This is a genomic window from Brevundimonas sp. SL161 (assembly GCF_049896985.1).
GTDB lineage: Bacteria > Pseudomonadota > Alphaproteobacteria > Caulobacterales > Caulobacteraceae > Brevundimonas.
This window is the reverse complement of the sequence record NZ_JAFCVJ010000019.1, coordinates 43508-54781: the sequence shown is the minus strand read 5'-3', so window position 1 is coordinate 54781 and position 11274 is coordinate 43508. Positions and strand designations below refer to the sequence as shown.

The 11274-nt window shown below is 70.0% G+C and carries 14 protein-coding genes; 12 read left to right on the top strand and 2 right to left on the bottom strand.

All coding sequences use genetic code 11. From position 1 onward, the window contains the following. Window positions 1–114: 114 nt before the first annotated feature. Window positions 115–1074, bottom strand: a complete 960-nt coding sequence (locus tag ACP7AU_RS13165; RefSeq protein ID WP_426051686.1) for a hypothetical protein — start codon at window positions 1072–1074, stop codon at window positions 115–117. A 128-nt stretch (window positions 1075–1202) separates the two neighbouring features. On the opposite strand from ACP7AU_RS13165, the gene ACP7AU_RS13160 reads away from it, so the two are divergent. The 6 genes from ACP7AU_RS13160 (at window position 1203) to ACP7AU_RS13135 (ending at window position 6505) form a co-directional block, all read left to right on the top strand. Continuing rightward, window positions 1203–2297 (top strand): MBL fold metallo-hydrolase, encoded by a 1095-nt coding sequence (locus tag ACP7AU_RS13160; RefSeq protein WP_426051684.1) that lies wholly within the window; start codon window positions 1203–1205, stop codon window positions 2295–2297. Then, complete coding sequence (locus ACP7AU_RS13155; protein ID WP_426039030.1) at window positions 2294–3076, top strand: enoyl-CoA hydratase; 783 nt, start codon at window positions 2294–2296, stop codon at window positions 3074–3076. The genes ACP7AU_RS13160 and ACP7AU_RS13155 overlap by 4 nt, the downstream gene beginning before the upstream one ends. Before the next feature lie 241 nt (window positions 3077–3317). Further along, window positions 3318–3809, top strand: coding sequence for a GNAT family N-acetyltransferase (locus ACP7AU_RS13150; protein WP_426051683.1), 492 nt, complete (start codon window positions 3318–3320; stop codon window positions 3807–3809). Window positions 3810–4080: 271 nt separating this feature from the next. Continuing rightward, window positions 4081–4644 carry a DUF1285 domain-containing protein gene (locus ACP7AU_RS13145; protein ID WP_426051682.1) on the top strand — a complete coding sequence of 188 codons (564 nt, stop codon included), beginning with the start codon at window positions 4081–4083 and terminating at the stop codon, window positions 4642–4644. Further along, window positions 4641–5306: a CoA pyrophosphatase gene (locus tag ACP7AU_RS13140; protein ID WP_426051681.1), complete on the top strand. Its 666-nt coding sequence runs from the start codon at window positions 4641–4643 to the stop codon at window positions 5304–5306. The genes ACP7AU_RS13145 and ACP7AU_RS13140 overlap by 4 nt, the downstream gene beginning before the upstream one ends. Then, window positions 5303–6505: a CCA tRNA nucleotidyltransferase gene (locus tag ACP7AU_RS13135; RefSeq protein ID WP_426051680.1), complete on the top strand. Its 1203-nt coding sequence runs from the start codon at window positions 5303–5305 to the stop codon at window positions 6503–6505. Before ACP7AU_RS13140 ends, ACP7AU_RS13135 begins: the two co-directional genes overlap by 4 nt. Here the strand turns inward: ACP7AU_RS13135 and ACP7AU_RS13130 are convergent. Next, complete coding sequence (locus ACP7AU_RS13130; protein ID WP_426051679.1) at window positions 6477–7445, bottom strand: endonuclease/exonuclease/phosphatase family protein; 969 nt, start codon at window positions 7443–7445, stop codon at window positions 6477–6479. The genes ACP7AU_RS13135 and ACP7AU_RS13130 overlap by 29 nt on opposite strands. 68 nt (window positions 7446–7513) lie before the next feature. Between ACP7AU_RS13130 and ACP7AU_RS13125 the strand changes: the two genes are divergently transcribed. The 6 genes from ACP7AU_RS13125 (at window position 7514) to ACP7AU_RS13100 (ending at window position 11152) form a co-directional block, all read left to right on the top strand. After that, window positions 7514–7975, top strand: coding sequence for a DUF4112 domain-containing protein (locus tag ACP7AU_RS13125; RefSeq protein WP_426039036.1), 462 nt, complete (start codon window positions 7514–7516; stop codon window positions 7973–7975). A 73-nt stretch (window positions 7976–8048) separates the two neighbouring features. Next, window positions 8049–8606, top strand: coding sequence for a sigma-70 family RNA polymerase sigma factor (locus ACP7AU_RS13120; RefSeq protein WP_426039037.1), 558 nt, complete (start codon window positions 8049–8051; stop codon window positions 8604–8606). Continuing rightward, the gene (locus tag ACP7AU_RS13115) at window positions 8603–9331 is read left to right on the top strand and encodes an anti-sigma factor (protein WP_426051678.1); all 729 of its coding nucleotides are present in this window, start codon (window positions 8603–8605) and stop codon (window positions 9329–9331) included. Before ACP7AU_RS13120 ends, ACP7AU_RS13115 begins: the two co-directional genes overlap by 4 nt. A 278-nt stretch (window positions 9332–9609) precedes the next feature. Further along, complete coding sequence (locus tag ACP7AU_RS13110; RefSeq protein WP_426051677.1) at window positions 9610–10032, top strand: DUF2793 domain-containing protein; 423 nt, start codon at window positions 9610–9612, stop codon at window positions 10030–10032. Window positions 10033–10094: 62 nt separating this feature from the next. Beyond that, a complete protein-coding gene (locus ACP7AU_RS13105) occupies window positions 10095–10979 on the top strand; it encodes a hypothetical protein (RefSeq protein WP_426051676.1) in 885 nt (294 codons plus the stop codon). A gap of 5 nt (window positions 10980–10984) precedes the next feature. Next, window positions 10985–11152, top strand: coding sequence for a hypothetical protein (locus tag ACP7AU_RS13100; protein ID WP_426051675.1), 168 nt, complete (start codon window positions 10985–10987; stop codon window positions 11150–11152). Window positions 11153–11274 lie beyond the last annotated feature (122 nt).

Here is an 11274-nt window from a genome sequence, read left to right as displayed (position 1 = left end):
ATCCGCCGCATCTGCTTGTCCGTCAGCCAGAACAGATCACTCATGACAGGCTCCTCCTGCCACCAGTGAATCAGATCGAAGCCGCCCCGTGAATCCCTTTAATGGGTCCTGAGCCTAGGGCTGGGTCGCCGGGGGAGCGGCCGGAGCTTCGGGCACGACGGTCAGACGGCAGCCGCCGCCGATCCGCTGGGCGGTCTCGCAGGGGTAGACCTGCTGAACGGCGTACTGCGGGTCGAAACGCACGATCACACCGTTGCCGGCGCCGCATTTGGCTTCCCAGAAGGCGCCGTTGGCGTTCGCGCCCATGTAGCGGCCCTCGGTCGGGTCGCAGGACGCGGCCTCACTGCGGGCCAGACGCGTCTTGAACGTCGCGACCAGTTCCGCAGCGGTGGAGTAGCGGCAGACCGCGTTCTGGGTGGTGACGATCGCGCATTCCGAGGCCTTCCAGTCCGTGCCGACCTTTTCCAGCCAGTAGCCGTCGACGCCGTTGCAGCCGACCTCATAGATCAGATTGCCTTCACTCGACTTGCCGATAGAGGCGGCCTGGTCGACGGCACAGGCGATGCCGGCCTCGCTCGCATAGGCCGAGATGACGCGGAGGACGTCGAGGTTCTGGGGGATGGCGCACTGGGTGCCCACATCGGCGAGCGGGTCACGGGCGCGGTCGATCTGGGCCTGGCCGGCCAGCAGGACGCAGTCGACGGCCAGGGGCGGGGCAGAGGCCATCAGAATATAGCCGGGGCCGGTGGCGCAGACGGCCTCGTAGGATTTGGCGCCGTCCGGGGCGAGACCGAGGAAATTGGCCTGGCTGACCTGGCAGGCGACCGACGCCGATGTGGCGATCGCCTGGGCGGCCGCGATATTTTCTTCCGGTGTCGGCGGGGCCGGGGCCCGCTGGCGTTCCTGGCGCGGCGTCCGGGTCGGAGTCACACGGGCCGCCGGAGCTGTTGGCGTCGTATCGGAGTTGGCCGCTCCGTAGCCCGAGCCCGTATTGTTCGGCTCCTGGGCCGAGGCAGGCGAAACGAGCGCCATCGCCATCATCGCGGCGCCGCTGATGGCCGCCAGGGTTTTCATGAACACGGATACTCTCCTTGAAACTTGTTCTGAAGCCTTGGCGAGCCGTCGTGATGAGGTCAAGACCGGGCGCTGGACGCGCGTATCCTCCCCGGCCTATGGTCGGCCCGTTGCGATTGGAGACTGACTTGGCGGACGGCGTGATCACGAGCGAAGGCCAGGCCGAGACCGGCGGCGATGGCTTGCGCGGCCTGACCTATCCGCTCGGCGCCCCTCCGGCGCCCGGCGAGGCGATTCAGGCGGCGCCCGGCGTGCTGTGGCTGCGCCTGCCGCTGCCGATGCAGCTCAATCACATCAACGTCTATGCGATCGAGGACGGCGAGGGCTGGGCCGTCGTCGACGCCGGCATCGGAACACCGGACTCCATCGCGGGCTGGGAGGCGGCGCTGACCGGGCCGCTGGCGGGCAAGCCGATCACCCGGGTCATCTGCACCCATATGCACCCGGACCATATCGGCCTGGCCGGCTGGCTGTGCGAGCGGTTCGACGCGCCCCTGCTGATGACCCAGCTGGAATATGTCACCGGCCGGATGCTGTTCGCCGACACCGGTACGGCGCCAGAGGCGGGCGCGATCTTCTGGCGCGCCGGCGGCTGGAACGAGCCGCAGATCGAGCGCTACCGCCAGTCCTACGGCATGTTCGCCAAGGGCATGACGGCCATGCCGGCCGGCTATCAGCGGATCCGGGAGGGCGAGGTCCTGTCGATCGGCGGCGAGGACTGGACCATCGTGATCGGCAACGGTCACAGCCCCGAGCACGCCTGTCTGTGGCGCAAGTCGGATGACGTCTTCATCTCGGGTGACCAGATCCTGCCGCGAATCTCGTCGAACATCTCCGTCTGGCCGACCGAGCCCCTGGCCGATCCGTTGGATGACTGGATGACCTCGCTGGACCGGCTCGGCGATCTCCTGCCGGCTGATCTGCTCGTCCTGCCTGGCCACGGCGAGCCCTTCACGGGCGTGCTGCCGCGCATCGAGGCCTTGAAGCGGGGTCACGCCGTAGCGTTGAAACGGCTGGAGCGGACGCTGCGCGAGCCGAAGCGGGCCGTCGATGTCTTCGCCTCCCTGTTCGCCCGCCCGGTCGGCGACGGCATTCTGGGCATGGCCACGGGCGAGGCCATCGCCCACCTCAACTATCTGGCCGGTCAGGGCCGCGTGCGCCGCGAACGCGACGCCGACGGCGTGGACTGGTGGAGCCTCACCGAAACGGAGACCGCCGCATGAGCGACCCCATCCGCCCCCCCGTCAGCGTTGACCTGTCGAACGGCGTCCTGACCGTCACCTTCGCCCGCGCGGAGAAGAAGAACGCCATCACCCAGGCGATGTACGCCCTGCTGGCCGAAGCGACGAACCGCGCCCGCACCGACGACGCCGTCCGCGTCCTGCTGTTCAAGGCCGAGGGCGACAGTTTCTCCGCCGGCAACGACATCGCCGACTTCATCGCCATCGGGGCCCAGGGCGGCGGCGGGCAGGTCGTCGATGCGCCCGTCTTCCAGTTTCTCAAGGCCCTGGCCGAGATGGACAAGCCAGTGGTCGCGGCGGTGCGCGGTCGCGCAGTGGGTATCGGCCTGACCCTTCTGCTCCATTGCGACATGGTCGTCGTGGCCGAGGACGCGCTTCTGTCCGCGCCCTTCATCAACCTGGCCCTGGCGCCCGAGGCGGGGTCGTCCCTGCTCCTGCCGCTGGCCATCGGCCATCAACGCGCGTTCGAGATTTTCGCCCTGGGCGAGCCGATCGACGGGCGGACGGCGCTGGCCTGGGGCCTTGCCAGCCGCGCCGTCCCCGCGTCCGAGGTCGACGCCGTCGCCGACGGCCTGGCCGCCAAACTCGTCGCCCGCGCGCCCAATTCGCTTCGCAAGACCAAACGCCTCATGCGCGACGCCGAGGCCCTTTGGACCCTGATGCAGCGCGAGGGCGAGGCCTTCGGCTCCCAGATGTCCAGCCCTGAGGCCATGGAGGCCTTCATGGCCTTCACCCAGAAGCGGGCGCCGGTGTTTTCGTAGGCAATCCCGCTTCCCATCCCTTCGTCATCCTCCGGCAAGCCGCTCTTGCGGCGCTGACCGGGGGACCCAGCGGCGCCGAAGGCGATCTGTTCAGGCAGGATGTCGGAAGCAGCGATGCGCGCGGCAGTTTCGCGCTCCCGCGCGCCGCTGGGTCCCCCGGGCTCCGCTTCGCTTCGCCGGAGGATGACGAAAGAACGGGGTGCCTTGATCCCGCCCCCCATTGCCCCTAAGCGCCCGCGCCATGAGCGCCGCGCCCGTCCTCTCGAACAGTTTCCGGATCGCCTCCGAGACGCCCGCCGATCGCGAAGAGGCGGAGGCGCTGGTGCTGGTCGCCTTCGGCCCCGGCCGTTTCGCCAAGACGGCGGAGCGCATTCGTGAATCCGCCAGTATCGCGGCCGCCTTCGTGGCGCGCGAGAATGGCCGGATGATCGGCTCGGTGCGACTGTGGTCGATCACGGTGGATGGGCTGGACGCCCTCTTCCTCGGGCCGATCGCGGTGGCTCAGGATACGCGGCGCGGGGGGATAGGCGCGGATCTGGTCGGCGCCTGCCTCGGCGAGGCGCAGGCCCGGGGCGTGGCCGGCGTGCTGCTGGTCGGCGACCCGCCCTATTTCTCGCGCTTCGGCTTCCAGCCCGCGCCGGACGTGCGCCTGCCCGGGCCCGCCGATCCACAGCGTGTGATGTGGTTGCCGATTACCAGCGCCGCGCCTTCCGGGTTGGCGCTTGCGGCCTGACTTTCTGCTTTCGTCATTCTCCGGCAAGGCGCGCCTTCGCGCCGCAGACCGGGGGACCTAGCGGCGCCGAAGGCGATCTGTTCAGGCGCGGAGTCGGAAACATGCCTGTGCGTGGCAGGTTCGCGCTCTCGCGCGCCGCTGGGTCCCCCGGTCTCCGCTTCGCTGCGCCGGAGGATGACGAAAGGCAGGTGGAGCTATGGTCGAACCGCATCGGCCCCGCAGGAGTTTTCCATCTGGACCCCGGCCTTCGCCGGGGTGCACGGTGAAATGAATGAGCGCTTCCGAACCATCCCAGGGTCTCGCCGGAATAACGGCCGCCGCCAGACAGGCGCCGGGTCGTGGCCTGCCGCCGGTGCATCTTTGGCATCCGGCCCATTGCGGCGACTTCGACATCGTCATCCGCGCAGACGGCGTCTGGATGCATGAGGGTTCGCCGATCGGCCGCGCCGAACTGGTGCGGCTGTTCTCGACGGTGCTGAGGCGCGACTCCGACGGCTATCACCTCGTCACCCCGGTCGAGAAGATGCGGATCGAGGTCGAGGACCTGCCGTTCCGCGCGGTGACCATGACCCGCGACGGCGACGACCTGGTCTTCACCACCGATGTCGGCGACGAGACGCGCGCCGGGCCCGACCACCCGATCACCGTCGAGACCGATCCCGTGACCGGAGAACCCGCGCCCCGCGTCCATGTCCGCGCCGACCTTGAGGCCCGCATCGCACGCACCGTCTTCTACGATCTGGTCGAGATGGCCGAGGTCAGGGATGGCCGCCTCGCCGTCCCGTCCGGCGGAGTCTGGTTCCCGCTCGGTCCGCCGGGAGCGGGCGTGGAATGAGCCATCGGACCCTGAAGGATCGGTTGGTCGAGCGGCTGGTGCCGGTCGGCGACTGGCGGGCGGAGACGCGCGCCATCCGCTCGGACTTCGACCTGAACCCTGGCGCGCCGCGCTGGACGCCCGGTCCGCTGAAGCCCGCCGCCGTCCTGATCCCGATCGTCGCCGATCCCGCGGGCGCGCGCGTTCTGCTGACCCGTCGTGCCGACAGCCTGGCCAGACACACCGGCCAGGTCGCCTTTCCCGGCGGTCGGCTCGACCCCGGAGAGACGGCGGTCGACGCCGCCCTGCGCGAGGCGCGGGAGGAGGTCGATCTCGACCCTGCCGCTGTCACCGTGCTGGGTCTGTCCGACCCTTACGAGACCGGCACCGGCTATCTGGTCACGCCCGTCGTCGGCTGGGTCGCGCACCTGCCGCCCTTGAAGGCTTCGCCTGACGAGGTGGCGAAAATCTTCCAGACCCCCTGGGACTTCCTCATGGACCCGGCCAACCACAGCCGCGACCATTTTGAGGCGCCCGAGGGCGTCAAACGGTGGTTCTGGGCGATGACCTGGAACGAGCAGTACATCTGGGGCGCGACCGCCGGCATTATCCGCGGCCTGCGCGCGCGCCTCTATGGCGACGAGGTAAACCTCCCCGAATCAGCCGCCGAGGACGCCGCGTGACCCGGCTGGAGGGCCAGGACTGGCTGACGAGTTCCGCGACCACCGCCGTCTTCGACGCGCTGGAGGCAGCGGGCGGCCCCGACAGCGCCCGTTTCGTCGGCGGTTCGGTTCGGAACGCCCTCGTCGGACGGCCCGTGGACGACTTCGATGTCGCCACCCGGCTGAAGCCCGAGGAGTCGATGGCGGCGCTGAAGGCAGCCGGGATCAAGGTCGTTCCCACAGGCATCGCCCACGGCACGATCACCGCCGTCTCGGAGAGGAAGCCCTACGAAATCACCAGCCTGCGGTGCGACGTCAAGACCGACGGTCGCCGCGCCGTTGTGGCCTTCACCGATGATTGGGCCGAGGACGCAGCGCGCCGCGACTTCCGCCTGAACGCCCTCTATGCCGATCGCACCGGCGCCATCTTCGACCCGACAGGGCAGGGGGTGGAGGATGCGCTCGCCGGACGCGTCGTCTTCGTCGGCGACCCGAACACGCGGATCGAGGAGGACTATCTCCGCATCCTGCGCTTCTTCCGCCTCTTCGCCTGGTATGGTGGTTCGGATGCTGACGCCGAGGGCCTCGCCGCCTGCGCCGCCCACGCCTCAGGGCTGACGCGGCTGTCCGCCGAGCGGGTGTCGAAGGAACTGATGAAGCTGCTGGCCGCGCCCGATCCGCGCGCGGCCATCCATGCGATGCGCGACGCCGGGGTGCTGGAGCGGCTGTTTCCTGCGGTGTCCGGGCTCGGGGCCTTCGATGCGTTGAGCGCCGCCAGCGACGATCCGGTCCTGCGGCTGTCGGCCCTGCTGCCGGATGACCCGGCCGCTGCGGCGGACATCGCGCGCGGCCTGCGTCTGCCCAGGGCGATCGAGAGGCGCCTTGCGGCCGCAGCCGGGGGACCGCTCGATCCGACGACCGGAGAGCGTGAGCTGCGGGCGCTGATCTATCGCCTCGGCAAGGAGGCCGTCAGCGACCGAATCCGGCGCGGCGGCGGGCTTCAGCCGCAGGCCGATACCGCCCCGGCGTTGGCGCTTATCGAACGCTGGCCTGTCCCCCGCCTGCCGGTCGGCGGCCGCGACCTAGCGAAAATGGGCTTTGAGCCCGGCCCCGGGCATGGCCTCATCCTGAAGGCCTTCGAGGCCGAATGGATCGCCGACGACTTCCCCGCCGACGGCCATCAGGCGCGGCTCACTCGGCTGGCGAAGCGGCCCTTTTGAAGCGGGTTATGACCGGTCGGTGGTCCGATCCCGTGGGCAGGCCCAGCCGCCGCTCCACCAGGGCCAGATCGGGCGAGCGATAGACCTGGTCGATTGTCATGCCGGCGGCGTCTGGCAGCTTCGTCGGCCAGGTCCCCGGCCAACCCGGCGCGGGGATCAACGCGCCGTTGCCCTTGATGATCCGGCCGATCCGGGCGCTGGAGACGCTGTTGAAATCCCCGGCCGCGATCACCGGGCCGTCGACCGACCTCGCCCAGTCCGACAGTCCCTCGGCCTGGCGAATCTGCTCCCACTGGATCTGATAGGGCCATGGCCGCGTCATGTGCACGCCCGCGACCGTGACCGGGCCCAGATCGGTCTCCACCCGTGCCCCCACAACGAACAGGGCTGGAATGCGAAGCCGGATGTCGTGCAACGGCCGCCGCGAAGCGATCACCGACCGGGCGGCGCCGCCTGGCCGGTCGATGCGGCCGTTGACGGCCCGATAGGGGTATCGCGCCAGCACCCTGTCGATCTCCGCTGCCGGCGCATCCCCGAACTCGACGAGGACGACGACGTCCGCATCGGCCGCGGCGATTGAGGTCGCTATCGCGTCCACATCCGTATTCCGGGCCTGGAGATTGGCGGAGTAGAGGGTAAAGTCCGGCGAGCCCGCCTCGGGGTCTCCGCGCGGCGGCGCCCATTGGCTCGACCCGGCCGCCAGCACGACGGCGCAGACGACCACCGCCGCCGCGACCAGGGTCCACGATCGCAAAAGCGCCGCTGCGACCAGCCCCGCCGCCGCCGCGACGAGCGCCGGCCCGGTGAACTGCGCGAGAATGTCGACCCACCGGTGACCGATCCCGCTCAGGCCCGCCAGCGCGATCCCCAGCGGAGCCAGAAGCGCCAGCCCCACGACACCGGCCGCGAACAATCGCGCATGCGAGGCTCTGTCAGTCACTAAGACTTGCTATCCTTGGTGAACGCGGGTCGATGTGGTGCGTTGACCAGTCGCTTGGGAGGGCGAACATGGCGAAGCGGTCGATCGGGGATATCGAGAAGATCTGGTCCAATGTCGAGGGCGTCAAGAAGCTCTCCGACCGGGCCGTCGGCTTCGGCCCCTTCGGCATCGGCATGGACGGTCTGCTGACCTGGATCCCGGTCGTCGGCACGCTCTACAGCGTCGGGGCCGCCGGCTGGTTGTTCACCCAGGCCGTGCGCGCCAGGGCCACGCCTTACACCATCGCCCGGATGGCGGGTTACCTGGGTCTCGACGTCGGCACCGGGGCTGTGCCGGTGGCCGGCAATGTGGTCGACTTCTTCTTCCCCGGCCACCTGATGGCGGCCAAGGCGCTGCAGAAGGACATCGAGAGCACCCACTGGGTCGAGGCGAATGAGCGCGACGCGCGGGCATCCGGCGAGCACGATCGGCACGTCGCCACGATGAAGGCCGATCCGAAAAAACGGCGTGTCGTCTATCTGCACGACTGAAGCGGCTGTTTCGCTTGACGGATCGATCGGGGCCATCCCTATTCCGGCCATCGAGACTGGCCGGACCCGCTGAATGACCCCCATGTTGACGCGAGACGAACTGGCCGTGGCCCTCGGCAACGCGGGCCACGGCGACCGGGCCGCCTTCAGGATCGTCTATGAAGCGACCTCCGCGAAGCTATTGGGCGTGTGCCTGCGTATCTTGGGTGACCGCCAATTGGCCGAGGACGTTTTGCAAGACACCTATCTCACCGTCTGGAGGAAGGCCTCGACCTTCGACCCCGCGCGCGCGAGCCCGATCACCTGGCTGGTGACCATCGCGCGCAACCGGTCGATCGACCGTCTGAGGTCGGCCGCGCCGATGCGCCGCACCGCCCCGGTCGAGGACGCCCACGACCTGGCCGACGCCGCCCCTCTGGCCTCGGACGTGATCGAGACGACGGATGAGGTGAACCGGCTGAACGTCTGTCTCAACACTCTGGAGGACAGGGTTCGCGGCGTCATCCGCACTGCCTTCATGGAGGGGGTTACCTATGACGCCCTGGCGATCCGCGAGAACGTGCCGCTGGGTACGATGAAGAGCTGGATCCGGCGGGGACTGTTCAGGCTGAGGAGCTGCCTCGAATCATGACCGACCTCCCTTCTGACGAGCCCGGCGCCGTCGACGCCCTGGCCGGTGAGCTGGCCCTGCGCGTTTTGTCGCCCGACGAAGAGCGCGCCGCCCGTGCCCGCGAGGCCTCCGATCCCGCCTTCGCTGCCGAGGTCGAGGTCTGGAACGAGCATCTGGCCGGGTTTATCGCCGAGATTCCACCCGTCCAGCCATCAGCCCGAGTCTGGCCCCGCGTCGAGGCGGGCATCGCCCCGGTCGCTGCGAACGACAACCGCGCCGGCTTCTGGAGGACATGGGCCGTGGGCTCGACCGGCCTGCTGGCCGCCAGCCTCGTCGCTGTCGCCCTGCTGGCTACGCGTCCGACCCCCGCGCCCATCGTGCACACGGTGCCGACCGGCGGCGTGACCCGCGTCGCCACCATCGCCATGACCGATGGCGGGACTCCTGTCGTGGCCCTGGCCTACGATAGCGCGACTGGAAATCTGTTCATCGCTCCCACGGACGCGATGGCTGGAGCCAGCGCCGTGCCGCACCTTTGGCTGGTCAGGCCGGGCGAGGCCGGGGTCCAGCTGATCGGCGCTATCGACGGCTCGGCCGCCTCGCATCACCATCTGACCGACGTCCTGGCCTCCACTGCGGGTCAGGCGGTCGCCGTCGCCATCTCGATGGAGGCGCCGGGTCACACCCCCGCCGCCGACAAGCCGGATGGCCCGGTGGTCGCCACCGGTGAGCTTCAGTCCCTTTAGACCGCATCCGGCTCGGCGAGCCGTCCGTAGTTGTTCGGGACCGGGCCGTTGCGCCGCCGCCTCGTGCGGCGTCGTGGGTCCTGACAGCCGCGATCCGGTCAGCGGGGAGGCCTCCCAGCCCTTCCATGGTCTCCCCGCAATCCGCTTTCCGGCGATACCCATCAACGGATCGACCCAGGACCCCAATAAATTCAACGGCCGGCTATTTTTAGAGCCTTTCAACGCGCGGGCCTCCGGGGCGCCCGCACACTGATCTCCGCATTCCAACGGAGATCGAAATGGCTTCGAACCACAGCGCGCGACTGGACCTGCCCTATCTGGCGGCCGGTCAGCTGCAGAAACATGTCACGCTCAACGAGGCCCTGACCCGACTGGACGTTCTGGCCCAGACGGCTGTGGTCAGCCGCACCGTCGTGGCCCAGCCCCCCGACCCGGACGACGGCGCCCTCTACATCCTGCCCGCGACCCCGACCGGCGCCGTCTGGTCGGGGTGGTCGGAAGGCGATCTCGCCCGCGCCGAACTGGGCGGCTGGACCCGAGTGCCCGCGCCGGTCGGGACGCTGGCCGTCGTGCTGGACGAGGGCGCCCTCGTCGTGCGCGGCGACGACGGCTGGACCCCGTTTCCGGTCCGTCTGCAGGGCCTGACCCGGTTCGGCCTCAACGCCACGGCCGACGCCGAAAATCCCTTCGCGGCCGGCTGAACAAGGCGCTTTGGACGGCCCTGTCGACAGGTGACGGTGGCGACGGCGACCTGCGTTTCACCTTGAACAAGGCGGGCGCTGCCGACGTTCTCTCGCTGCTGTTCCAGAGCGGCTACGGCGGACGCGCCGAACTCGGCCTGATCGGCGACGACGACCTGCGCCTGAAGGTCAGCCCTGACGGCGGGACCTGGCGCAAGGCCCTGCGCATCGACAAGGACGACGCCCGCGTCTGGTTCTCCTACGGCGCCACGCGGGCCGAGACGGTGCGCCTCACAGCCGGCGGCGACTTCGTCGCGCCCGACTGGGCCCGGCTGCTGATCGTCACCGCGCTCGGAGGCGGGGGCGGAGGCGGTGCGGGAGCCTCGGGCGCGAGCGGCGTGCGTCAGGGCGGGGGAGGGGGCGGCGGGGGCGGCCTGTCCCGGGCGGTCTGGCGCGTCGAGGACCTGCCCGGCCACCTGACCGTGACCCTCGGCGCGGGCGGCGCGTCCGGCGCAACCGGCGGCGACACCCTCATCACCGCCTCGGGCGTCACCCTCCTGACCGCGCGCGGCGGCCAGCCCGGCGCGAGCGGCGCGGCGGGCGGCGCCGCGGGCGCGGCCGGCTCCGGCATCCACGGCGGCAACCCCGGCGGCGCGGCCTCGGCCATCGCCACGGCCGAGACGGGTCGCAGTCTCGAGAGTCCGGGGTCTCCAGGCGGCGGCGGAGGCGGCGGCGGACTCGATGCGGGCGGCGTGGCGCGAGCCGGTGGTCCTGGCGGCGCGGGTGATGTTCTCGCCTGTCCCGCCTCCGGGGGCGCGGGCGGCGTTTCGACGGCCGGTTCGAGCGGATCGGCGCCGGCCTCGAGCATCGCGGTGGCCGGCGGCGGCGGCGGCGGCGCGGGCGTCAGCTCCGGTGGTGCTGGCGGCGCCGGTTCGGGCGGTGTCGTCGTGATCCTGATTCAGGGATGAGGCCGATGCCGCCTCCCGACGCCGATCCCTTCTTCGACGGTATCGACCCTCTGCTGGATTTTGATGCGCTGGAGGCGCCCCGCCGCCTGTCCCGCGACGAGAGCCGCGCCGTCTGTGGACCTGACTGGTCCAGGATCCATCCTACCTCCGATGAGGGGCCCGACAATGATTGATCACGACCCCAGCCCCCATCCGGGCCTCCATCCCCGCCTCTGGCCGAGGCCAGATGGCTGTGGCGCCGGCTCTATGTCTTCGCGGCCAGCTTAGCCCTGTGGCGGTCGCTGTCCGCCGTCAT